General features: G+C 39.2%; 12 protein-coding genes. 1 reads left to right on the plus strand and 11 read right to left on the minus strand.

The annotated features are described in order from the left end of the window. Nucleotides 1-16: 16 nt before the first annotated feature. Nucleotides 17-2,071: a DHH family phosphoesterase gene (locus tag ACO6HM_RS01555; protein ID WP_485389443.1), complete on the minus strand. Its 2,055-nt coding sequence runs from the start codon at nucleotides 2,069-2,071 to the stop codon at nucleotides 17-19. 268 nt (nucleotides 2,072-2,339) lie between these two features. Then, the gene (locus tag ACO6HM_RS01560; protein ID WP_485389444.1) at nucleotides 2,340-10,373 is read right to left on the minus strand and encodes a Cna B-type domain-containing protein; all 8,034 of its coding nucleotides are present in this window, start codon (nucleotides 10,371-10,373) and stop codon (nucleotides 2,340-2,342) included. A gap of 540 nt (nucleotides 10,374-10,913) precedes the next feature. Here ACO6HM_RS01560 and ACO6HM_RS01565 point away from each other — a divergent pair. Then, on the plus strand, nucleotides 10,914-11,360 hold the full coding sequence (locus ACO6HM_RS01565) for a DUF4282 domain-containing protein (protein WP_485389445.1): 447 nt from the start codon (nucleotides 10,914-10,916) through the stop codon (nucleotides 11,358-11,360). A gap of 141 nt (nucleotides 11,361-11,501) precedes the next feature. Here ACO6HM_RS01565 and galE read toward each other — a convergent pair whose 3' ends face one another. The 9 genes from galE to ACO6HM_RS01610 form a co-directional block, all read right to left on the minus strand. Further along, nucleotides 11,502-12,518: a UDP-glucose 4-epimerase GalE gene (gene galE, locus ACO6HM_RS01570; RefSeq protein WP_485389446.1), complete on the minus strand. Its 1,017-nt coding sequence runs from the start codon at nucleotides 12,516-12,518 to the stop codon at nucleotides 11,502-11,504. Nucleotides 12,519-12,537: 19 nt separating this feature from the next. Next, nucleotides 12,538-13,020: a DUF5721 family protein gene (locus tag ACO6HM_RS01575; protein WP_485389447.1), complete on the minus strand. Its 483-nt coding sequence runs from the start codon at nucleotides 13,018-13,020 to the stop codon at nucleotides 12,538-12,540. A gap of 261 nt (nucleotides 13,021-13,281) precedes the next feature. Further along, a complete protein-coding gene (locus ACO6HM_RS01580) occupies nucleotides 13,282-18,984 on the minus strand; it encodes an endo-alpha-N-acetylgalactosaminidase family protein (RefSeq protein ID WP_485389448.1) in 5,703 nt (1,900 codons plus the stop codon). 120 nt (nucleotides 18,985-19,104) lie between these two features. Beyond that, a complete protein-coding gene (locus tag ACO6HM_RS01585; RefSeq protein WP_485389449.1) occupies nucleotides 19,105-20,157 on the minus strand; it encodes a phosphotransferase enzyme family protein in 1,053 nt (350 codons plus the stop codon). Between the two features lie 29 nt (nucleotides 20,158-20,186). Continuing rightward, nucleotides 20,187-22,340 (minus strand): 1,3-beta-galactosyl-N-acetylhexosamine phosphorylase, encoded by a 2,154-nt coding sequence (gnpA, locus tag ACO6HM_RS01590; protein ID WP_485389450.1) that lies wholly within the window; start codon nucleotides 22,338-22,340, stop codon nucleotides 20,187-20,189. A 54-nt stretch (nucleotides 22,341-22,394) separates the two neighbouring features. Beyond that, nucleotides 22,395-22,562: a DUF6903 family protein gene (locus ACO6HM_RS01595; RefSeq protein ID WP_485372823.1), complete on the minus strand. Its 168-nt coding sequence runs from the start codon at nucleotides 22,560-22,562 to the stop codon at nucleotides 22,395-22,397. Between the two features lie 10 nt (nucleotides 22,563-22,572). Then, nucleotides 22,573-23,439, minus strand: coding sequence for a carbohydrate ABC transporter permease (locus ACO6HM_RS01600; protein ID WP_485372822.1), 867 nt, complete (start codon nucleotides 23,437-23,439; stop codon nucleotides 22,573-22,575). Between the two features lie 15 nt (nucleotides 23,440-23,454). Beyond that, complete coding sequence (locus ACO6HM_RS01605) at nucleotides 23,455-24,345, minus strand: carbohydrate ABC transporter permease (protein WP_485389451.1); 891 nt, start codon at nucleotides 24,343-24,345, stop codon at nucleotides 23,455-23,457. A gap of 57 nt (nucleotides 24,346-24,402) precedes the next feature. Continuing rightward, nucleotides 24,403-25,857, minus strand: coding sequence for a carbohydrate ABC transporter substrate-binding protein (locus ACO6HM_RS01610; RefSeq protein ID WP_485389452.1), 1,455 nt, complete (start codon nucleotides 25,855-25,857; stop codon nucleotides 24,403-24,405). Nucleotides 25,858-25,967 lie beyond the last annotated feature (110 nt).

Genomic DNA, 25,967 nt, shown 5'->3' on the forward strand with positions numbered 1-25,967 from the left:
GACATCCTCCTTTTATCTAAACCGAAATTTCTCCTGATTCTATGCAGCTATCAAGTAGTTCTTTGACCATAGTTTCTGCCTCTTCTATGGTTACTCCCTTAGGCTGAGCCCCTGCTACAGATAAATGTCCTCCTCCACCAATCTTTTCCATCAATGCCTGTACATTTACCTCATCGATTGAGCGGGCAGAGATATATACCTCATTTTCATAAGAAGTAAATACGAAGGAAGCCTTTACATTGGATATATTCATAAGTTCATTGGCCACCTTAGCACCGAGAACTACCCTATTTTTATCCTTGCTGTCACCTTCTGTATATCTTGCAAATGCAAAAGCACCGCGGTATATCTCAGCCATACTGGCTATCTTTGCCTTTAATTTGAATTCATCCATCTCTGTTCTGAATTCTTTTCTTATCCTCGTGACCTCAGCCCCATTTCTCCTAAGGAAGGCCGCGGCTTCAAAGGTTCTTGCACCTGTCTTTACGAGGAAGTTATTAGTATCAATCATAATTCCCGAATACATCGCAGCCGCTTCTGTAGAAGTCATCTTCACATCAAGGTCTATGTACTGAAGTATCTCTGCAACCAATTCACAGGAAGAGGATGCATATTCCTCTATATAAGAAAGCACTGTATTATTTATGGTATTAGGTCCCTGCCTGTGGTGGTCAAGGAGAACTATGGTGCTGACCTTATTGAGCAGCTCTTCACATTCCACAAACTCACTATTATTTACATCAACCACAACGAGCATGGTATCCTTATCTACCATAGTAAGAGCCTTCTCACCTGTCACAAAAAGCTCTGATCCGTTTTCAGAGGTAGCCTTCATCCTCTCTATTGTAGGGGCAATGGAAGAAGAAATATCATTTATAACGATATGCGCTGTCTTATTAAATGTCCTACATATACGGTAAACTCCGATTGCAGCTCCAATAGCGTCAGTATCGCTGTTCTTATGTCCCATAATGAGCACATTATCCTTGGCCTCTATTAGCTCACTAAGAGCATGTGCCTTAACACGAGCCTTTACTCTGGTATTGGTTCCTGTACGCTGGCTTTTGCCTCCAAAGTAGCTGATATTGTTCTTTTCCTTAAGTACTACCTGATCGCCTCCTCGCCCAAGCGCCATATCTATGGCCGCCCTTGCAAAGTCATAGGACTGAGTATAGGACTCCATAGATATACCTATACCAAAGGAGATAGTTACAGCCATGTCATTTCCTATATTTACTCCTTTTACCTCATCTAAAATCGAAAATCTATCCTGTTTTAGCTGATCCAGATATTTATTCTTAAATATAACAATGTACTTATCCTTTTCTAGCTTTCTTGTAACCGCATCTATGCTCTGCATAAACTTGGTTATCTTTCTTTCTACAAGGGCAGAGAGGAGGGAACGCTTAACCTCATCAATGCTCTCAAGTGCTTCTTCATAATTGTCTATGTAGAGAAGCCCCATTATCATCTTGTTGTCATAGTTTTCCCTTAAGAGAGTATTTATCTCTGTGATATCATAGAAGAAGGCTGATATGCTCCCATCCTGAAAGCTTCCTTGCTTTGCCTTGATAGCCTCGTCTGCACACCTTCTAAATACTACCCTATACTCCTTTTCATCCTTCTTTACTACTTCTTCTACATCCTCGTCTTCCATAGAGCTTAGCGTGTTCTCAAGTTCCGGGAAGATAGCAAGGAGCGACTTCTTATCCACATTTTCAGAGTTTGAAATGTCATAAAAGGCATCATTGAACCAATAAATATTCCCCTTTTCATCCACAATTGCATAAGGCACCTCAAGTTCATTAAGCATAGCCGCCTCTGTATCGGCTACTGCTAAGGCATAGCGGGTAAGCTCCGCCTTAAAGCCAACCTTGCCAAATATGTATATGGCTATAGCTAACAGTGCATATACGAAGATAAAAAGGGTTACAAGTATTGCCACATCTGAATCTATGATGTATATTGCTGCATTCATCGCTATGAGAATAGTACTTAGCACTAAAGGCCAGGCAAAGTAAAGCTTTAATCTTCCTGAAACGCCTGTTTTTCCTTGTTTATCATTTTTCACAACATTATCCTTTCTAATGGCAAAAGCCCTAAAGGCCACGGACTTAACCTATCAACTATACCTTGAATATCTTTCTTATCAAAGCATAAAACCTCTCAATCATTCCTAGCTGTAACCACGACACTAGGTACTTAGTTTAACACAAAATCTAAGATTTTTCTACTGCCTAGCCAAACCTTTTACATATTGCTTTACTCTGTAAAGAGAGGGAACCCCCTCCCATAGGGAGGGGGCTGAATGCATTGCTGCTATTCATTTGTGTTATTGGCTATCTTCTTCTCCTTATAACAAGGCCGAGTCCGATAAGTCCCAAACCGATAATTGGAAGGAAGTTTCCTGTCTCGCCACCTGTCTTAGGAAGCTTAGGTGTTCCCTTTGGAGCCTTATTATCAGCAATGTCAACTGTGTCTTTGTTAGCTTTATTATCTTTCTTTACTTCCTTGCCGTCACCCTGTGGTACATCATCTTCATCGATTTCTGTCACCCCATTGTCTTCATCACCATCATTAACCGGTGTAGCAGGTCCCTGTGGTGAAGGAACATTAGGGATGTCTACTACAGGCGAATCAGGATTTGGCGCAGGTGTTGGTGTAGGCGTTGGTATTGGTGTAACTACGGGTACTAACGGTATATTCCCACCAGGTATTACAGGTGTTGCTGTAAATGAGTTACTTATTATAACTACTTTGTCGCCAACTGTACCGTTATCACTAACTGTTACCGCATATACTCCACCATTTACACCTACAGAATAGTTCATGTTTTCTACTGCTGTAGGATTGAATGTAATAGGGGTTGTACCAATCTTTGTTTCATAAACGTAGTATACAACCGGCTTACCTTCATTATCAAGCCTTGGAAGTTCAGTAAATGTTGCAACTGTGTTTTCATCCGTCCCATTTAATGTAACAGTTTTGCCTGTTGGTACAAGGTTTTCACCCTGTTTGGTATATAATGTAAACTCAACAGCCTGTCTAGGTGTAGCTCCAATCCAGTTCTTAACTGCAGTTACATCAATCAGGGCAACATCATTTGTAATTACAACATTATCAGTTCCATTTCCATCTATGGAAACATTGTATCTTCCAATTGAGTAACCAAACAAATCAGCAAAATTGACTATTTCCTTTGTCTGATCACCGATGCCTACTTCAGCTACGTAGTACTCGATTTCTTCATTGTCATCATTATACTTGTCCAGGTCAGTAAATTTACCTACCCAATTGTTGTTAGCATCTAAGGTTAAATCTTTAACATCACTTACAGGAATGAGATAATCACCTTTCTTTGTAAAAAGTCTTACATTGACAGGTTGTACATATTCTGAGTCTGTAGTGACAAGCCATTTCTTTGTAACATTAACAGTTACTTTTTCTTCAGGCTTAACCTCTTTATTGTGTGCTGTATTAAGGATGTAGAAACCGTAGTTGCCTATTTCTGCACCTTCTTCATCACTTGTAAGCTCAGCTATACTAACCTCATATTCACCTATCTGGTAGCCCTCGTTATACATGTTAGGGCTTAACTTGCTTTCATCAACTTTTACATCACCAACTGCTGTTTCGAAAGCGTAGTAGAGAATTTCATTTCCACCTTTATCCTTCTTTGGAACTTCAAATTCTGCCTGCCAGTAAGTATCTTCTCTAAGTTCAACCTCTCTACCTTCTACAGGAACAATTTCACCCTCAGCAGCATCAAGTTTATAAAGTTTTACTGTTACAGGCTTTCTTTCAGCACCTGCGCTCCAGCCTTTTACAACGTTGATTGTGCGATTATCAGGATCATCATTGCTTGCATCTGCCACATTGTTTTTGATGGTAATGATCTGAGACTTAGTTATATTTTCGGCATCTTCCGCAGTAATCTCAAATGCAGAATGATAATACTTCTTGGCACTTGGACCAAGCTCAACCTCGTCACCATTTATCTCAGTCTCTACTACAGTATAGTTAATTTTCTCACCCTTAGCATTGTAAAGAGGCAGGTTTTCAAAGCTCTTTGTCCAGCCTTTAGCTTCGTTTAGCAAAAAGCTCTTACCATTCATATCAGAACGGGAATCCTCTGTTATTCTGAATTTCACTGACTGCTTTGCAATATCAGGAACGTTCTTTCCCCATTCCTTCTTTACAGTTAAGTCAATAAGTTCTGTGTTGATAATATTGTCGTTTTCATCATAGGACACTTTGTAATTGGTATCACCTAATTTCACATTGGTGCCACCCTTAAGAGCATTTGCTTCTCCGTCAACTTCCTTGATCACATAATTTATTTTGTTTCCATTTTCATCAACAGAAGCAACATTTTTAAAGCTTACCTTCCACTTTGAACTATTACTATCCTCAACCTCATAATTTTTTTTGTCGACCTGTACGAGTCCCTCTGCGGTTACCTTAAAAAGTCCGAAGTGTACAAGTTCACTCTCAGGAACTTTTCCAAACCAAGTCTTGGTTACTGAAATATCAGTCTTGGTTATGTCTGTATTAGTGAAGTTGTAAGTATTAGGAGTATCCTGAGCAGGAGTACCTGCTACCTTAAAAGTGCGATCTCCTAATTTAACTTCGTCATCTACAGGCTTTCCTGCTTCGTCAAGTTCTTTTACTACGTATTTGATTTCTACAAGCTTATCACCATCAAGTTTGTATTTAGGCTGTACTTTTTCAAATTTTCCTTCCCATACAGCCTGAGCCGTGGCCTTACCTTCTTTAGCTGTTAACTTCAGTGTATCAACCTTATTGTCTGTACCTTCTTCGAACAAACCAAAGCTAATACTTTCTGTAGGCTCACCAACCCATGTCTTGTGAACTGTGAACTGATTTTCAAGCATTTGAGTGTTGGTGAAGATAATACTCTTTTCAACAACCTTGTTTGCAGAATCAACGAAACTAAAGAATTTACTTGTTTCATCAGCCTTATATCCATCAATTTTCTTCTCAGTTATAGTGTACTGAATAGGATTGCCTTCTAAATCGTAGGCGAAAAGATAGACTGACTTTTCCCAGTTATTATCTGCTGCTAATCTGATTTCAGGTACTTCATTACCTTCAATTACAAAATAAGCTTCAGAGGTTTCTTTAGCTATCCAGTTTTTCTTAAGAGTAAGCTTTCCTTTTACCCTAAAATTAGTAAAAATAACTGTGCCTCCATCTGCAACTTCCTTGGTATTCTCACCTTCTAACTTGAATGCAGGATTGCTAACATCTTCAACTACCACATACTCAATAAGTTTAGCATTATCATCATACTTGCGAAGGCCTTTTACTTCGTACTTCCAAGTTATATTGCCCTTTTTATCGTCTACAGTCTCGATACCTTTAGTCTCTGCGCTTAAAGTCAATGTCTTTAGTTCTTCTTTTGTTACTTTATTAATAAACTTAAATGTAGCATTATTGCCCACAGATTCACGCCACACCTTATTAAGGTTAACGCTTATAGTATCTTCTTTAAGTTTTTTATAAGTATTTGTGACTATGATGTTTCCATCATTATCCTTAGTTACGCTTACTTCAAAATCTGCTCCAACATTGTTTTCGTTAACGGAATACTCAATCTTATTACCCTCTGTGTCTGTTTCAGGAAGGTTTGTATATATTACCCTGTGCTCAACATCATTTTTAATTGTCTTTGCCACGTCTGTTCTTCTTGAAACCTTACCGTTTTCAGTAAGAACTACTTCTACATCCTTCTTTAAGCTCTCAGGTGTATCCTTCCATTCTTTGATAACTGTAATGTTTTTTATATTTCTCGTGTTGGTAAATTCTGCAATTTTATTATTTGCATTTATTCCTGTAACTTTATCTTTATTTGCAGTATAACCTTCTACCTTCTCTTCTGTAACTGTGTAAGTTGCAAGTGAGTTGTCACCGTTGTATTGTGGTAATTCAATAGCAGTTTCCCAATTTTCATTTGGAAAGTCAGCCGCAGACATTTTAACAACGTGTTCTTCACTAGTAGAATCATTTTTAACTACAAACTTCAATTCACTTAAGCTTGCTCCACCAACCCAGTGCTTTTTTACTATTGCCTCAAATTTTACTTTACTTGCATCTGTTGAGGTATTAGTTATCGTTGCACCATTATCATTGTATGAGTATTTTACATTGTAGGTATACTCACCAAATGTAATCATTCCGTTTTCTTCTGTTTTTCCGGTTTCAAACATTTCTTTAACGGTGTACTTGATTTCTTTTCCTGTAGCATCACACTTAGGTAAGTCCTCAAATACAGCCATATCATTCTCAAACTCTTTATACTCTCCCTCTTTCCCATCAGCATAAATTCTGACTCCGGTATCAAACCTAAGTTCTTTAGGAGTAGTATACCAGTCTTTTTTAACTGTGAAATTAATAATTTCTGTATTGGTAATATTGCCTTTGTCATCATAGGACACTTTGTAATTGGTATTACCTAAGGTCACTGTATCGCCAGTGTTGACTGCATCGTCAGCAAAAATTTCCCTGACTACATATTTGATTTTATTTCCCTGCTCATCAACAGCAGGAACATTTTTATAACTTACAGTCCATTTGGAAGCGTTAGTCCTATCAATCTCGGTATCAGATGACACATTTACAAGCCCATCAAGTGTTTTCTTATACAGACCAAATTTTACAAGCTTATAAAAAGGAACTTTTCCAAGCCATGTCTTGGTTACTGAAATATCAGTCTTTGTTATATCTGTATTAGTGAAGTTGTAAGTATTAGCAGTATCCCGCGCTCTAGTAGATTCTACCTTAAAGGTACGATCTCCTAATTTAACTTCGCCATTTACAGGCTTTTTATCTGCATCAAGTTCTTTTACTTCATACTGTATTTTTTTAGCCTTACCGCCTACAAGCTTATATTCAGGATATTCGCCCTTAAATGAGCCTGTCCATACATTTTGTTTCTGAGCTAGAGCATTTGAGTTATCGACTGAAAGCTCAAGTGTATCAACTATATTTGTACCGTCAAATAAACCGAAGCTAACCTTTGAAACAGGCTCACCTACCCAAGTCTTGTGTACTGTAAATGGCTTCTCGATCATCTTGGTATTGATGAAGGTAACTACCTGGTCAGCAGTATCTCCAGCAGGAGTAACAAAGGTTGATGTCTTAACCGCATTGTCAGCATTATAACCCTGGATTTCCTTTTCTGTAATTGTATACTGAATTGGATTTCCTTCTACATCATACACAGGAAGAAGCTTATCATATTTCCATCCGTTTTCTTTCCCAAGTTGAATGTCAAAATCAATCTCACCCGCCGCCACATTAACTGTAACTGGAACTTTTTCTTCGCTTATCCATTCTTTCTCAAGAGTAAGCTTCCTCTCAACCCTAACGTTAGTAAATGTAGCTGTATCACCAGCTTTAACCGCTATAGAATTTGCACCTTTTAATTCATAGGCTTTGTTAGTAACTTCTTCTACAATGTAGTCAATGAGATTAGCGTCATCATCATATTTGCGAAGACCCTTTACTTCATAAGTCCAAGTTACATGTCCATTAGAATCAACTATCTCCTTTAGGCCTTCAGTAGCGGCACTAAGTACAACAGTCTGAGCCTCTTTAGTTTTTTTGTTGATGAACTTAAATGTAGCGTTGTTGCCTACGCCGCCAATCCATACCTTCTTAAGTGTTACGCTTATAGTATCTTCTTTAAGTTTTTTATAAGTATTTGTAACTACTATGTTTCCTTCGTTATCCTTGGTTACATTTGCTTCAAACCCTGTTTCAACACTATTTTCTTTTACAGAATAGTCTATCTTATTACCCTCTGTATCTGTTTCAGGAAGGTTTGTATATACTGCCTTATGTTCTGCATCATTTTTAATTGTCTTTACAGCGTCTTTTTTGTTTGAAACCTCACCGTTTTCAGTAAGAACTACTTCTACATCCTTCTTTAAGCTCTCAGGTGTATCCTTCCACTGCTTTGTAACGGTAATGTCCTTTGTATTTCTAGTATTAGTGAACTCTACCGCTTCACTGTTTGCTGTTATTCCAGTAAACTTATCGGCATTTGTAGTATAACCTTTTACATTCTTTTCTGATACGGTATAAGCTGCAAGTGTGTTATCATCGTTGTATTTTGGTAATTCAATTGAATCAGACCATCTATCCTGACTTGCCTGTCCAGCCGCAGTCATGGTAAAAGTATACTCTTTACCATCTTTCTCATTCTTAAATACAAAGTTTAATTCCTGCCTGCTGCTTCCGCCCACCCAGTTCTTTATAACATCGATAGCAAATTTTACTGTACTTGCATTGGTTGATGTATTAGTTATTGTCGCACCGTTTTCAGTGTATGCATAATCTACTTTGTAGTTATACTCACCATATGTAATCTTTTCATCTTTCTCTTCTCCCCCGACATCAAGAGCTTCTTTAACTGTATATTTAATTTCATTACCTGCTTCATCATACTTTGGTAAGTTCTTAAATATAGCTTCATCATCAATAATAGATTCTGTTCTTTCATACTTACCATTAGCATATAATTTAACTGCAACGTCAATCTTTAGATCTTCAGGAGTAGTAGACCAGTCTTTTTTAACTGTAAAATTAATTGTTTCAGTGTTTCTGTTGGTTGCTGTGAAGGTAAGATTACCGTCTTTATAAGTTGCAGACACAACATCTCCAACCTGAGCATAATCTTTACCTGCAATCTCTTCTACAGTATATTTAATTTCACTGCCTGCTTTGTACTTAGGCAAATCATTAATAACCTTTGTCCAGTTGTCAGCTTTCTTAACTTCAATCTGATTGTCTAATACATTACCATCTGCCTTAATATTGAACTTGACCGCATCTACATTTGCAGGAACTTTATTACCTACCCACTGCTTGTTTATAGTAAGATTAACTGTTTTCATATCCTTTACATTAGGTATGATGAAATTTAGTTTATTATTTGGTTCAGCCTGCATTCCCTTAGGATATAATACTGCACTCGTATTAAGAGGCTTGAAGTCGCCGTCTTTATAAGTTTCAACAAGTTCTGCATTATATATAATATTAAGTACTTCATCCTTATCTAGGGTAATTCCACTGAAGGACAATTTCTTTGTCGCAGCATTCCACTTAGCAGTATCTTTAATTACCTTACTCTTATCTGTGGCTTCTATTTTTGTATTTTTGTTTACTACTTTAACTTCTATTTTATTAAGATCATCTGCATTCTTGAACTCAACCCTGTCATTCATTACAAGCTCTAAGTCACCATTAGAAACCGCAAATTTTAACTGGTCTGCAATCTCACTGAGGAGTTTTCCTAAATTACCTGCTGAACTATTGGCATCATTGTAGTTACCTGGAGTTGCAACTTTTGTTAATAAATCTTTACCATTATTATCTACTCCAATACCAACCGAAAAGATTCTTACCCCTTTATCCTTGATGTTTTTTGCCTCAGCTATCGTTCTTGCTTTATCATTGGCTGAAGTTTCTTTTCCTGTACCCTCTATTACCGGAATAAGCTTTACATAATAAGGAACGTAAGTCCATTTTGTTTTATGAATCCAACCGGTTTCATATGAATCAGTTATATATCCTTTTTCCCATTTTTTTATGTCATGCTTACCTTTTCCATTGACAGGTATGCTCCATATTTCATACCCTTCTTTTATAATATTTTTGTCTGCTTTTTCTCTTTGCTTAAAATCAAGTGTACTATCCCCCCTATAAGAATAGGTTGGTAAACCATCACTTATAAGTACTAATATCTTTTTATTGTTGTTAGCCTCAAATAACTTATTGGCTTCTCTTAACGCAGCCTGAGTAAAAGTACCGGCGCTTTTACCTTCATAGGCGTTATAACCATCAATTATTCCTTTAAGTATGTTTTTATCGTTCTGTAATGGATTACTGGTAAAATTTGGAACTTCGTTCCCGTATTCATCATTTATCTTACCACCATAGCTTACCAAGCCGACTCTAACCTTTCCGTTTCCACCATCAATCAATTTATCAACAAATTGCTTAGCTGCAGTTTTAGCATTCTCCATTCGTTTTTCTTCTTTCATACTACCCGAACGGTCAACAACTAAAACAACATCCAACTTTTCGTTATTAGTAACTGTTTCAACACTACCTTCAACTTCAAGTTTTACATCAAACTTTCCATCTTGATAAGTATCTTCCAGACCTGTTTCAACAAGCCTAACCCGCTGATTTCCGGCAGTCTCTCCATTGTTAGTAAACCCCCAAGTTTTAGTCTCTTCCGCCTTTACTACACTCGGATTAACCCCGCTTAGCAGATTTATGATCATAAACAAGACCATAAATCTCGCTAGAAATGTTCGTCTTCTCTTCCTCTCACTTCTCATAACACTACCTCTTTCTTAATAAAAACATTACCTTGAAAAATACATTCTTTAACTGTTCGTATTCGTTAAATGGAATATACTTTTCATCCTAGATGCATTTTAACATCTTATAGTTACACTTTAGTTACATTTCATATTTTGCTTGAAAAAATATATAATTATTTATCTAAGTTTTGTTTTTGCAGTTTTTATTTTTTGAACTTCACGTATTATGAACTAATTCTTTGGATTCTATTACATGTACGGTATCCACATAACCACGAAGATTGTTTAAGTTAACATTAGAAGCAACATTTTTGTAGTGGCAAAGTATCATTTCTATCGAAGGATTGAATCTTGCCTGGAAGGCTATATCCCACTAATATAAAGCTTTTATTTTATATAAGGATTTATAGATATTTTCTATTAAAAAAAAGAGACTATACTTTCTTTTTGTCTTATTGTATAATCGACTTCATACTATTTGTGATATACATTCATCAAATCGTAATGAGACGCAGATAGTAGGAACTATATTCATTTTTTTGAGGAGGAACTAATATGGACGAGAACAACAACCAGAACGTTGGTGGTGCAAAGCAGGAGAATGCTGGTAACACAAATCAGCAGAACACCACCGGGACAAATCAGCAGAATGCTGGAAATGGTGCAAATCAGCACTTAAACGAGGCTTATAACAAAGTTGCTGACGCAGCTAAGGACGGAGGAAAGTCATTCTTTACAAACATCCTTAACTTCGATGTAATGATATCAACAAAGTTGATTAAGCTGCTCTATTATATTTTACTCATAGTTGTAATAATAGGGGCTTTTATTACCATGTTTTCACGCAATCCTTTTACAGGACAGAGCAACTTCTTAAGCGGACTTCTTACGCTAATCCTTGGACCTATCGGTGTAAGAGTTTGGGCGGAAGTTATGATAGTTTTATTCAACATCAATGACAATCTTGCTAAGGTTAAGGATCATTTTTGCGGTCAGAAATAATGCTAACGGTGAAAAAGCCGCTTACAAGTTTAACTTAGTAAGCGGCTTTTTTATCTTGATATATATGTGTCAAAAGTATTCGACACATATTGATACGGAATTACTTCAGCTGCACTTTTTGCAATTCTTGCAAAAATATTCTTATGACCTGTATCCGTCAGGATTCATCGACTGCCATCTCCAGGAGTCTGCGCACATTCTCTCAATTCCGTATTCTGCCTTAAATCCAAGCTCCTTTAGAGCTTTAGAGCTGTCAGCATAGCATACCGGCACGTCACCGTCACGCCTTGGCTTAATCTCATAGGCAAGCTCTTTACCGCAAGCCTTTTCAAAAGCGTGGAAGACCTCAAGAACTGAAATCCCATTACCTGTGCCGAGGTTGTATATTCTTACTGCTGGCTCTTCCTTAAACTTATTAAGAGCGAGTACATGTCCTCTTGCAAGGTCTACAACGTGGATGTAGTCCCTAAGACAGGTGCCGTCTGCTGTATCATAGTCATCACCGAATATGCCAAGCTTTGGCAGCTTGCCTACTGCTACCTGTGCTATATAAGGCACAAGATTATTAGGTATGCCCTTAGGATCTTCTCCTATTAGTCCGCTTTCGTGGGCCCCTATTGGGTTGAAGTATCTTAACAGAATCACACTAAAATCCTTGTCTGCAACGTGGAAGTCCTTAAACATTTCCTCCTGCATCATCTTGGTAGCTCCATAAGGAGATGATGCCTTGCCATGAGGCATATCTTCTGTAAGAGGAAGCTTTTCAGGCTCTCCATATACAGTAGCTGAAGATGAGAAAATGATATTATTTACTCCATGCTTTTTCATCGCTTCTACAAGAAGAAGTGTACCTGTAATATTGTTATAATAATACTCAAGTGGCTTGTGTACACTCTCTCCAACCGCCTTGTAGCCAGCAAAATGTATAACTGCATCTATTTTATTTTCACCAAATATCTTGTCAAGCGCTGCACTGTCAAGCATGTCTGCCTCATAGAACTTAACGCTCTTACCTGTAATCTTCTCTACCCTCTTGATTGACTCAATACTTGAGTTGTAGAAATTGTCAAATGCAACTACCTCGTGACCGGCATTAAGCAGCTCAACGCAGGTATGACTTCCGATATAGCCTGCACCACCTGTTACCAAAACTCTCATAATATCCTCCTATACTGGATTACAGCATTTCCACCGCAATCTGATAATATTTAAGAAATTTGAGTAAATCCTCATCCCACAAATTTCCAATTTGCTTACTCATAAGGAAGTCCGTAACGGACACTCCAGTAACTATATTTATCTCACCCTTTTCAAACTTGAGTGTAAAAAACAATCCATAGTCCTTCTTAGCTGCATCCTTTATGCCAAGCTTAGCAGCTGTTTTATCTGTATTTTCATCTGAAAGCCTGAATACTCCCTTAATACCAAGAGGAACCCTGTCTCCTTTTAAGAGAGACGAAATCTTATCTCTTACTTCCTTCCAGGTTACATATCTCCCTGAGGCTTCATCTTCGTACCAAGCCTCATTCTTCACCCCGTCTATGGTAATCTTCGCATAGTTCGTTATTTCAAAGGATACAAGAAGGAAATTATCAAATACCTCTCCAATCAGAAGTTTGTTCATAAAGTCCTTAACATCCACAATCTTAAAAGCAATCATTCATAACCTCAGGCTTAAGCAGATAAGCCGTTTTCTTATAATATTTAACCCATTATTATACTGCTATAGTACCTCATATTTAGCCCCACTAAAATATTCTATCATCACATATCTCTTATGTAAAGCACAATGTAATGATATAAAGCCAGGACTCCAAGGCTTTTTATCAGTTAATATAGGCTTAGTTGTATAAAGGAAGCCATGCAGAGCTTCCAAAGGTTTCCTGCATGACTTCCCCCATCCCAAAACCGGGATTAATACTTATTTTTCAAGAAATTTCTTTGCATTTTTTAAGGAGACTGTTACAAGTTTGATACTAGCTATCTCTTCCTGTACCTTCTTAATTCTTGCTTCATTTTTTGCATTCTTCTTAGAAGTCTTTATTTTTTTAAGTTCTTTATTAAGCTTTGTAAGTCTCTTTAACAGACTCTTAGATGTAGTAATCTTGCTCTTCTCTAAGTAAGAGATTGCAGAATTTACATCCTTCTTTGAAGAAATGAACTTCTTGTCATTCTTAGCTGCCTTTCTATAGTTCTTAAGATTAGCTAAAATGTTAATCTTCTTAGACCTTACTAGCGCCTTAATAGCCTTTGTCTCGGTCTTAACCTCTTTAAGTGCCTTTAAGATACGCTTATCCTTTTTAAGTAAGACTTCTTTTTTACTATTACCCGCGCTTCCTTTTGCTGTGTCATCTTCATTAACATCCACTGTCTGCGAAGGATTGGCAGCTTCATTAGGTATTATTACCTGAACAGGAATTACAGGTATTGCATTTGGATCTGTGGCAGGCTTTTGTACAGGTTTTTCTTCTGCTTTCTTATAAACTCCGGCCTTTAAGTCACTAATTACCTTCTTAAGATTTGCCTGTGCAAGTAAAATATCAAAGTAGGTTACATCTTCCTTAGCTAAAACAGCCTTAGCTTCTTTGATCTTTTCTTCAAGAACATCTACATTGTTACTTGCTTCATTTTTAGTCTTTAATTCTTCTGCCTTTGTAACAAGACTTTCAAGCTCGCTCTTATCAGGCTTAGCATCTTCTTCCTTAGCTTCTTTTACTACTCTTACCTCTGCAAGGGCTGCGTAGTAGTTTTCAGGACTTCCAAGTGTCTGTAATGCCTGAATCTTAACATTGGTAACGTCCTTCTCAGCATCAAAGGTTACCAGATTCCAACCTGAACTCTTAAGAGTGACTGTCTTCACTGTCTTATACTCTGTCTCGCCCTTCTTAAGTACTTTAATCTCAGCCTTTGCTATTCTACCGTTTATGCCGCCACCGCCTCTTTGTAAGAGTCTTACTCCGGCAACAGTTGTAGCTTCTTTAAGCCTTATATCAAGCCACATCTTAGCGAGAGTTGTACCTGACCAGTTTGTATGCCATATTGTGTTTTCGTTTCCGTCAATAGCAAGTTCTGCCGGTCCTTCTCCTTGATATCCCGCCTGTATGCTACCTGCCTCTGCAACCATACCGTCAAGAGGAAGGTCGTTTGTATCATCTTCAGGGTCTGCTTCCTTGCTGCTGCCTTCAAGAGCCTTCATAAGCTCTTTAAGAGAGTTGTAAGCAATATTAATACCCTTTTGGCTCTTGCCGTCTTCCTTTAAGGCTACCTCAGCTTTAGCAATGGCTTCCTGAGCCTTCTTATAGTTAGTATTTGAAAGGTTCTCTTTAGTAAGTTCTGCTTTTGCCTTTTCTATAAGCGTCTTTAATTCATCCTCAGTAACTGCCTCATCAACACGCTCAATCACAAGATTGTCGAGCACGAAATCCTGATAACCGCCGAAGTTAGCTGCTGCACCGGAATTACCCTGTGTATTAGCTGCCTTTCCTGTAGAATATATACCAAACCAGGTCTGGCCTGACTCATCACCGACTATGTCAGTTTCGTATGTAGCATCTGCATCCTCGCCCATTGCAAGTGATAAAGGTTCAGGATTAGAAGTTATCTTCTCTCCACTACCCTTAACAACTGCATATATACCATCTGTTCCTGACTGGTACTTAAAACTTACGTGGTACTTCACACCAGGCTCAAATCTAAAGTTCTGAGGTATGGTCTGGAAGGCTATTGCATTTCTTCTTGTAAGTCCGTTTATCTTTACTGACCAGTTGCCATCAAGTACATCATCCATCTTCTTAACATCCCAGCCTGCCTGTGTATATGGGGCATGAAGCTCTGAAAGGTGGATTCTGTTATCCTCTACACCTTCAATTCCTCCAACAACGAAAGGATACAAGCCCTGAACACTTTTTTCAAAGTCCTGGGTAAATCTCACGATTTCTCCGTCCTTATCGAAGGTGATGTTCTCTGCATCACTCTCTACAACTCTAACATCATCAAAGTAGCTTGCACCCTCTCCTTCAAGCTTAGAAAGTGTCAGCGTAGCCTCACCTGATGCAGGAGCCCTAAAGAATACATACATATTCTGGAAATAACTGGTGCCGTCAACAGTAGCACTATGTGTATTATGTGTATATGCCTTTACATAGTTCTTTGCAATCGAACGAAGGGTATAATTCTCAGCAAGCTTCTTTTCTCCGTCAGTTATACTAATAACTGCCTTAGAATCACTTCTGTTGTCCACACCTACAAGTACAGCATACTGCGCACCAGGAGTAAGGTCTGTAAGCTTCTGGCTCATTGATATTTCGCCTGTGAGCTTCATCATAGGGTTGCTGTACTGGCTCTTTGCTATCTCAGCCTCTCCTGTACCTGTCTTAGTCCAGCTGTCGAAGTTACCGCTGTTAAAGCCTGCATCAACAAGGTGCATGCCCTCGCTCCACTTAACAGCCATATTAGCTTTACTACCCTTGTAGACTACATAAGGCTGCTTAGCCTCTGCAGCTATGGTAATCTTGCCATCTACTACAGGTATAGTCTTCTCTTCTTTCTTTCCAAGGTCAGTAAGCTTATATATCTTTACCTCTGAAAGAGTCTTCCAGGACTCAGGAAGCTCCCAGGTTGTTTCACCTACCTTATTGTTAAAATGATAAAGCTTTTCATCATTTGCAGCAACTCTCTGTCCTGTAGCCGCATCCCATACCCATGGAAGGAGGTAGCTTTCGCTTCCATTTCCTGTATATCTCTCAGGTTCAGCTCCAGTTGCAATTACTTTGCCATTAAGAGTAATTGTTCTCTTGTAATAATCATCAGAATCGCTGTCATCAGATACTCTTTTAAGCACAAGTACATCACCCTCATCATTCTTTAAGGTAATCTTCTTGTCAGGAGTGTAGTTTTCTCCTCCGGTAAGGAATGGTGTTCCCTGTTCCCACTTAACCACCTTGAAGTGCTGGATGAATTTAGTGGTAAGATTATGCTCATATAGATTCTGAATGTAGGCATCATAGTCATTTCTTCCCTGCCAGCCTTCAAAATCCTTCATGTTGTAGCCACCAAGCAGAGGTGCAAGTGCAGCACCGCCATATCTGTGATAGTTTGCTACCCAGGAATCCTTCTGGTGGTTACGAAGGAATCTCATAAGGACAGAGTTCTCTCCCTTAGCCTTATATCCACCGTAAGTGAGGTCTGCTGCCCAGTGCTGGAAGGTAGAGTCATACTCATTGGTAGGGCCCCACTCAGTTGTCATCCTCCAACCGCGGTCGTTAATCTCTTTTGATAGCTTTCTTGTCTCCCAGGTATCATCGCTTCCACCTGTCATATTGCCCCAGATATCTACATAAATATAGTCAAGGTTGTCCTTAACCAGGGCTTTTAGCTTGTCAAAACGCTCTGCTCTGTTACCTGTAGCAAGGTCATACACACTGTCAAGACCTACACCCTGGTCTATCCAGTTCCAGCCATAACGAAGATTGCCGTATTTATCTCTTCTTACAGAATCATCGTTAAATGCCTTTGCCTCAGGATACATCTCGCCACAGTTAATATGAATACCAAATCTTGCCCCAAGAGCTTTTCCCTTTTCCATAAGGGTATTCATATCCTTTGCACCACCGATACGCTTACCTATATCGTAGTAATCAGGATGTCCTGAGTCGTGTCCTTCATTGGCATAGCCCTTTAATATAACTGACTGTCCCAGACCGTCTGTATGCATTGCTACCCTCTTCACATTGTCAAGAGTGGTAAGGAATGGGTTCTGTGCCTGTCCGCCAAAGTTCATTGCTATTCTGTGAGCAACAAGCTCAGGTACTTCCTCCGACTTGTAAGGATTGTTCATTATGCTTCTAAATGCAATAGCACCATCCTGCCAGTCTACTACATTGTCATCATTCTCATCACCTGTTATCACAATCTTAGCCTTAGGCATCTCAGTCTCACTTACCACATATACTCTTCCGTGAGAATCCTCAACCTTTCTATGGTAGTACCACTTTGTACTTGAAAGCGAAAGTGTCTTCTTGTCATCCTGAAGGCCGGAGAGAGCCATAATACGGGTATTGCTTGCTCCACCTGCCCATATATTAGATGCCTTGTTACTTCCGTCATTTTCAGAGTTACTCCAAAGTCCTGCACTCATTCCGTCTGCCGATATGAAGGCATACATAAAATCTCTTCTATAGTTTTCAGGAAACTCTGTGAGTGCCTCATCGCCATCAATAGTAGTATCGGATGACATAAGAGCTCCTCTGAAACTAAAGTTCTCCTGGTCATCCCTAACCGAAATAAGTCCATGATTAGGTATCTCTATAGTCTGTACAGGGTTAGCTTCATCATCAAGGTTGTTGGTTATCTCGGTGATTTCAAAAGCAAGGGTATTTTTCTCTACCTTAAGAAATGCCTTGATAATAGCATCTACCTCTTCACCCTTTTTCACCTTTAAGGTGTAGTTAACGGTATTTCCTTTGATCTCTGAAGTTACATCAGCCTTTTTAACCTTTATCTCTTTACCGTTAATTTTAATGCTTCTAATAAGCTCAGGCTGACCGTAGAATACCTTATCCTTGAGGCTTCCCTTTTTCATCTGATACTGTACTACCCTTGGGAAGGTCTTATCTACGGTTACATCCATGTCTTCTGATGAAATGATATCCGTCTTAGACTCACCAAGGCTTTCAAGCCTGACCAAAAGATCCGATACAGCACTCTTATTAACTTCAACCTCTTTTTCTACGGTATCATAGCCTGCCTTTGTGAACTTCAATACATAATTTCCATCCTCAAGCTTAACAGAAAATTCGCCATTTTCACCCGTAGCCTTACCTTCTTTAACACCGTCAACATAGATTTCTGCACCTTTTAAAGGAGCACCGTCCTCATCGGTCACCTTTCCGCTAACTTCGTATTTTTGCAATATTGTTGGCTCCTGACCTGTGTATTTTATCTCTCTTAAAGTTACATCTGTAACATCTTGTCCATAAGTTCCTGCCTTAAGTGCTATCTTATTGCCATCCCATGAGGCTTCACTGCAGTCCAAATCCTTAAACACTTCTTCACCGTTAACAGTGACAGTAAGCTTCTTATCTCCTGTCCAGCTTAAGTCTACTGCTGCTTCAACACCTTTTTTAGGTGACTGAACCCTATCACCGCCATACCAAGGGCTATTGCCTCCATTATACTTCTGCCAGAACCAGCCAAAGGAATCGTAACCAACGAACATTCCCCTGCCCGGATTCTTGTATCCTAGATAGATACCGAACCTGGTAGTAGCTTTTTCAGAGTTACCCCTAACCTTAAACGAAAAATGTCCTGCCTTACTGAAATCAAATTCATGAGGATTTAATGCAACCGCAGGGTATGAACCTGGCTTTGTACCATTGCCATTCCTCGGTCCGGATGCAAAATTAAGTTCTCCCTTTGCCTTCTCCAGTGTTTCTCCACCCACAGTACACTGTTCGTCCAGTTTCCACTCATCATACACACCGTCATATACCTCATCACCTGTTTCTACAGATGATACAGCAGCCGCAGCATAAACCGGATATGTCTCCAAATTAATCGGTGTAGTTAAAAATACACCAGTTGCCAGCGCAAAGCACAGCGCTCTTTTAAACTTTTTAGATCTCATAGTACTTGTCTTCCCCTTTCTACAAATAACAATGTCGTCTATATCTACTTTGCATATCCCTATTCGCCTGTGACCTCCTTTCGTGGCGAACTAAACTTTCTTTATTTACAGTTTCTTTATTTACAGTTCCATTACTACCTTCTTCATTTCATCCCATTTTGCTTCCATATCAGCTACTAGCTTAAACTGAGTTCTAGCCCTGTCTAAGTTGTGTCCTTCTCTATGAACCGCAAAATAGTTGTCCCCGTCTATATAGTCAGTCAAGAAACGCAGACCACACTCAAATGTCATAGTCTTTGCTCCAAGTGGAAGATATTCTTTTTCTTCCTTTGTAAGATTAGGAAGTGCACTTATATAACCCTTGGTATATATCTTAAATAGATCAAGACTCATACTAACCTTTGATAAGTCCTTCTCATCCTCCAGAGCAGTTGAAGCCCCAAATCTAATAGAATCGCCGTAGTCATAGAGGCAGAGCCCCGGCATAACAGTGTCAAGGTCTATAACACAGAGAGATTTTCTGGTCTCTTTGTCAAGGAGGACATTGTTTAGCTTGGTATCATTATGTGTAACCCTGTCCGGAAGCACCTTTTCATTTCTAAGGCGCTGAAGAGTTCCCATTTCCTCTTCCCTCTCCAGACAAAACTTAATCTCATCCTGCACAAGAGCTGCCCTGCCAAGAGGATCCTTCTTTAGTACCTCGTGAAACTTCTTAAATCTGTCCGGTGTATTGTGGAAATTAGGAATTACCTCAATCAGCTTTTCTACCGGGAAGTCCGACAAGGCCTGTGCGAAGCTTCCAAAGGCTACAGCGCTTTCATAGAAATCATCATTATTCTCAGGCAGCTGCAAGCAGATTGAATCCTCCACAAAATCATAAGCACGCCAGTATTCCCCGTCTACCACTGCAAATGGCTTATCATCAACTGTCTTTACAATGCTAAGCACCCTTCTGCTATCATCTGTTTTCTTCTTCAAATGCTCAGTGACAAGCATTATGTTGTTCATAAGTCCCTCTACGTTAGGGAAGATTTTATTATTTATTTTCTGGAGAATATACTTTTTATTCTTGTCTGTAACTACCAAGAATGTGGAATTGATATGTCCACTGCCGTAAGGCTCCTTCGTTACAGGCTCTCCGTCAAACTTAAAAGCTTTTAACACTTCACTCATATTTTTCCTTTCCTTGACTTAGTCAATCTTTATATTTCGTACCAAATTATCTGGTTTGCATCTAGCTTAAGCTCAAAAGATGCGCCATCTCCCTTGTAAATGGTGGTTGACTGTGGCTCATAGGTATTATTAACCACACAGTATTTGCCACTGTTAAGGTATGCGTGAACCTCTACATTGAAGTTTGAAGAGAACCATTTTTTAAGTTCTTCCTCTGCACCCGCACTCCACATAATAGCTCTGTAGAGGAGTCTGCTGTTTTCAAAGCTGTATCTTAAACCGCTTATATATACGCTTCTTCCCTTGCCAAAGCTGTTTACCGCAAGCTGTACCTCTTTATCCCTCTGTACAAGTATATCAGTACCTTCGAAGGCAAATATATTCTTCTTACCCTCTCCAAAGTCAACTTCCTTAGTAGTATCCTCAAGGATGAAATGCTTCTTCTCTTCCCAGTTATACTTGTCATATCCTAAGGTAAAGCCTCTCTCCTCCTCGACTCCGAGGATGTTTGCAAGCTGGAAGAAGCGTCCGTTTGCCTGATGAGCACTAGGCTCACCTACGCCGATGAAGCCACCACCCTCATATACAAACTCTGTAATAGCGGTAATTATCTGAGGATTAGTCCAGTATTCCCCGCCGCCATGAGCTGTATCCGCATCTCCTACATTTATAATTACATCTATATTTGAAAGAAGATTCTTGTCCTTAAGTATGTCTTCAAAGCTAATGAACCTTACATCAAAAGGAGCACCGGATAGGGCTTCAACAATGCCGTAGTATGAATAATTCTGCTTTTGATAGAGTGCGTGGTGAACCATGTGATTGCCCCAGGCTCTCATCTTGCCCCAGCAGTTAAGCACAGCTACCGTTTTGATTGAGTGTGCCTTGCATCCCTTTATGTTGTCATACAGCACTCTGAACTCTTCACATACACTCTCTACATATTCTACAAAGTCAGGAAACTGCATGGCAAGCTTTAAGTAGCCGCCATAACCGATTCTGTCAATTGGTTTTCTTAGTATCGCTCTTCTAGCTGTTACCCAGTTCTCCTTTGCCTCCTTCACAGGATTGCCTCCTTCGTAGAAGGTATCTGGGAAGAAGTAAGGTAAGAATCGTCCTTCGGTGTATTTAACTCCCTCTATATCGCTTATAAGTCTTAAAGTGCAGCCATTTCCAACACTTCCAACCACAGCATCAAGCCCTATTGTCTTAAACTCCTCCATAAAAGGCTCTGTTCCTATCCAGTGGTCTCCAAGGAACATCATAGCTTCTTTTCCACATTCATGGCAGATATCCACCATTTCCTTGGCTATCTTAGCTACTTCTCTTCTCTGGAATGCCTGATAATCGCTGAATTCTTTGCTAGGTATCCTATACTGGTTGTTATAATAACCCTGGTCAATGATGAATTCAGGTCTGAAGGTATATCCCACTTCTTTCTCAAACTGTTCAAGTATATAAGGGCTTACTGAAGCAGAATATCCGTACCAGTCTACATACTTTTCCCTTGCCATCTCATCAAAAATCAAGGTGAACTGGTGGAAAAATGTGGTAAATCTAAGCACATTTACATAGGGATGATCCTCTATGAATTTGCGCAGCCTTGTCATTGTAAATGCGTGGGTTTTTGGCTGGCGTACATCGAAGGTAATCTGATGTTCAACATCCTTCCAGTCATTTACCACTGCATTGTACATATGCACAGGATCCCACATTATATAAGCTAAGAAGCTAACTGTATATTCATGAAATCTATGAGTTTTTATTTCTACAGTTGTAGTAGCTTCATCATAGCTCCAATCAGCTACAGGCAGGGCTTCCCCTGTTGTCCTGTCTATAACTTCCCACCATCTCTTTATATCATCTCTGCAGTTAGGGGTGAGCATATCAGGATAGAGGCCTTTCATAAGATTAACCTTAAGAACCTCCTCTGTAGCTGTATATCTTGGAGTCATTATATACATCTGCTGGATTTCATCCGGATTTGCCTTAGCCCAGGCATTATCTTTTCTAGTGGTGTAGTAAGTAGAATATACCTTAAGCCCTTCATCCTTAAGTTCTACCGGAAAGTCTGTACCGTCGCAGTCTCTGATAGCATCAGCTCCCCATCTCCTTGCTAACTCTTTAGTCCCTTCAATTACATCAATGTCTGTAGGAATAGTTACTCTACCTTTACCGTTCATTTCTTTCTCCTTATTGTTCATCTGATTGCGGGCATTCCCGGCATCAGTCATTCATTACCTATATTTTCTGTTATACACAAAAAGCACTACGAGCAGGCCTACAAGACCTATTATCTCGTATGTAAACCCTGTCAAAGATATATTTTTCTGCCCTGATATAATGAGACCTACAGACAGAATAGAGCAAAGTAATAAAACCAAACCAATAATTTTTTCTTTCATCCTGTCCTCCTTAGCCCTTAAGTCCACCTAAAGTCATACCCTCGGTAAGTCTCCTCTGAACAAGGATGTAGAGTATGAGAGTAGGAAGCATAACTATAACAAGGCCCGCATACATAATTCCGTAGTTAGTTGCTGTCTTTTCAACCGCCATCAGATTCTTAAGTCCCATAGCCAGAGTCTCATGCTCATCCATCAGGGTATAGGCAATGATGTACTCATTCCAAAATGACAGGAAATTAAATAAAACAACTGTAATTATACTTGGCTTAGCCATTGGTATCATTATCTTAAGCATGGTCTTAAAATGACTGCAGCCGTCTATATAAGCCGCTTCCTCAAATCCCTTTGGCAAGGTCTTGAAGTACGAGCTTAGGAGATAAATGGTAAAAGGCAGGGCACTTGTCGCATAGATTAGTGCAAGTATAAATCTATTGTCTAGAAAAAATGTTACCTTGAGCGCTTTATTTGCATCACTTAACATAAGGAAAATAGGTACCACTATGTAGTTGATATTCACAAATAAGCCTGCCATAAAGCCTATTTCAAGGATTTTCTTACCTTTGAAGAAAAATCTTGCAAGTACATAGGCAGCAGGAAGTGCAAGCACTAAAAGAAGCACAAGTCCTATAGCTGTAACAATTACCGAGTTTGCAAAGAACTGCCCCATCCCCGCATCATTAAATGCAGTAACGAAGTTATCCAGATTAAGTGATTTAGGTAAATCCCAAGGGCTGATATCACCGCCTAAGAACTCGGAATTTTTCTTAAAGCTCGCCATAAATACCCAGCCAACCGGAATGATGATTGAGATAGCCAGACTTATGAGAGCCACATATACAAATATCTTGTATAAGGTTTTTGTCCCAATTCGTTTCAATGTATGCCCTCCTTCCTAAAACTGATATACTTTTCTCTCTGTAATCTTGTTGACTGTTCCCGCAAGTACAAATGAGAAGATAAATACTGTAACTCCTATTGCCATACCATAGCCGTAAGCACCATTTCCATATGCCTGCTTGTACATATAGTTGAGGAATACCTCTGTCTTGCCGTTAGGTCCTCCGTCAGACATAATCTGTACGAAGAGAAAGCTTAGGTTAATCGTACTGATGATGTAGAAGGTAAGTGTAGTTCTGATGCTTGTCCAAATAAGAGGCAGGGTAATCTGAAAAAACATATGTATCTCAGATGCACCGTCAAGAGAAGCTGCCTCATAAAAGTCAGGCGGAATCGCCGCCATACTCGCCATATACATAACCATGTAATAACCTATAGCCTGCCAAACCAGAGCAAATATAACCGAATATATAACTATATCAGGCTCTGCCATCCATTGTTTTGCAAGTGAGTCAAGGTGGATAGCCCTAAGAAATGTATTGAGAAGACCACTTGAAGGATCGTAGATAGCACCGAAGATACCTGCTATAACTACAATACTTAAAATATTTGGAATATAGAATATTACCCTAAAGAAATTCTGACCGATAAATTTGCCTCTCTGAAGCAGGGTTGCAAAAAGCACTGCAAGGAATACCGTACATAGAGTAACTATTACTATTATCAATATAGAGTTCTGCATAGCCTGCAAGAAGCTCTTATCTCCAAATAAATCCTTAAAATTATCAAAGCCTACAAAGGTCTGCTTGTTGGTTATTCCGCCCATTCTGTATAAGGACATTCTAAATACATTAAATGTAGGAACAAATATAAATAAAATAACTAGTATTACTGCAGGGGCAAGGCAGGCAAAGATGAACCGCCTTTCCGATTTTTTTCTATTCATTAATCTCTCCCTATAGAAACGGCGAGCCTTTTCAGCTCGCCGTCAAATTTTGATTGGTTATCTGTCAAGATTTTCAAGTAATTTAGTCCAAGCCTCTTCAAGCTGTTTCTGATACTGTTCTGCTGTAAGCTCCCCTGTATTAAGTGAATCAATAGCTCCGTAAACTGTAGCCTTCATATCAAAACCATTGATTGGCTTTGTTGTAGCCCATACACCTGCAACAGCCTCTGTGCCACTTGCACTTGTAAGTGTGTAAGAATCCTTAACAGGTCCTGCCTCAAGCTTATCGGAAGCACCCTTTACAGGTGAAATGATAGGTGCAGGAGTCTCTTCCTTGGTCTCTTTATTTACACTCTTGTTTGCAAGCATAAGCTCAACAACTTTGTCAGAGTACATAAACTTAATGAACTGCTTAGCAAGGTCTATATTAGCTGCATCCTTAGGAATCCAAATCTGCTCTGTATATGTATATACATAAGTATTCTGATCAGCTGAGAACTTAGGCTGAGCCATCATTGCCCAGTGGAAATCCTTAGGTGTAGAAGCAGCCATCTCTCCGATTACCCAGTTACCGTTTGGCATAAATAATGCTTTTCCGTCTATAACAGCCTGCTGATTCTTCTTAAATCCACCGTCAGCATTTGCATTTGCTACTGTATCTGACCAGGTATAGTCCTTAGAAGCAAGTTTTGCTATTGTATCAACCACCTGCTTACCTTCTTTTGAGGTCCAGGTTGAAGGATCATAGTTAACAGCCTTATTGTAGAAATCCATACCGCCTGACTGAGCTAACATCTGATACATAGAAGTATCAAAATATCCTGCTGTCGGATATGTGAAAAGTGCTATACCATCTTTCTTCGCCTTATCACCGAGTGCGAAGAACTCTTCCCAGGTAGTAGGAAGGCTGTATTTCTTTCCTTCACCAACAAGATCTGCATTGTACCAGAATCCTGTAGGAACGTAGGTCCAAGGTGCAAGATAAATCTTGCCGTCTGCATAAGGCTGAGCTGTAGCATTGTCTGTGATTCCACCTACAAGTCTGTTCTTAAGCTCGTCATCAAATACATCTGTGATATCAGCAATTGCATTTTCCTTGAGCATAGTCTCAGTGAATCCACTCTTTGTACCCATATTGTAGTAAACTACATCAGGGATATCACCATTCTGGAAAGACTTTGTAAGGTCTTTGTCAAGCTCTGAAGAAAGATGAAGGTCAACTGTTGCCCCTGTCTCTGCCTCAAAAGCTGCCTTAATCTGATTCCAAATCTCTGCTCCGTTACCGCCTTCAAAAGCAGCAATCTTAAGTGTCCCTCCTGCCTTTGTCTCAGAAGCTGCTGATGCTGACTTCGCTGATGATGTGGTTGAAGCTGTAGAAGCCTTCATTGATGATGATGCTGTACTTCCGCTTGTTTTTGACTTTGAACTGTCACTGTTTCCTCCACAAGCTGAAAGTGAAGCTGCAACCATTGACAAACTGAGTGCCATCGCTAACATTTTCTTTATTCTCATATTACCTCTCCTTTGTGAAATTTATTCAACTTCTGATGTCATTATATCCATTTATTTGTTTCTTTTCCACATTTATATTGCTATTTTTTTTAGATATATTGCTTTATATC

The sequence above is a fragment of the Catonella sp. genome, from assembly GCF_057250765.1.

What these genes read in the sequence shown, in the direction of transcription:
- ACO6HM_RS01560 (WP_485389444.1), bottom strand. Translation starts at nt 10,373, where the DNA reads ATGAGAAGTGAGAGGAAGAGAAGACGAACATTTCTAGCGAGATTTATG.
- ACO6HM_RS01565 (WP_485389445.1), top strand. Translation starts at nt 10,914, where the DNA reads ATGGACGAGAACAACAACCAGAACGTTGGTGGTGCAAAGCAGGAGAAT.
- galE (WP_485389446.1), bottom strand. Translation starts at nt 12,518, where the DNA reads ATGAGAGTTTTGGTAACAGGTGGTGCAGGCTATATCGGAAGTCATACC.
- ACO6HM_RS01575 (WP_485389447.1), bottom strand. Translation starts at nt 13,020, where the DNA reads ATGATTGCTTTTAAGATTGTGGATGTTAAGGACTTTATGAACAAACTT.
- ACO6HM_RS01580 (WP_485389448.1), bottom strand. Translation starts at nt 18,984, where the DNA reads ATGAGATCTAAAAAGTTTAAAAGAGCGCTGTGCTTTGCGCTGGCAACT.
- ACO6HM_RS01585 (WP_485389449.1), bottom strand. Translation starts at nt 20,157, where the DNA reads ATGAGTGAAGTGTTAAAAGCTTTTAAGTTTGACGGAGAGCCTGTAACG.
- gnpA (WP_485389450.1), bottom strand. Translation starts at nt 22,340, where the DNA reads ATGAACGGTAAAGGTAGAGTAACTATTCCTACAGACATTGATGTAATT.
- ACO6HM_RS01595 (WP_485372823.1), bottom strand. Translation starts at nt 22,562, where the DNA reads ATGAAAGAAAAAATTATTGGTTTGGTTTTATTACTTTGCTCTATTCTG.
- ACO6HM_RS01605 (WP_485389451.1), bottom strand. Translation starts at nt 24,345, where the DNA reads ATGAATAGAAAAAAATCGGAAAGGCGGTTCATCTTTGCCTGCCTTGCC.
- ACO6HM_RS01610 (WP_485389452.1), bottom strand. Translation starts at nt 25,857, where the DNA reads ATGAGAATAAAGAAAATGTTAGCGATGGCACTCAGTTTGTCAATGGTT.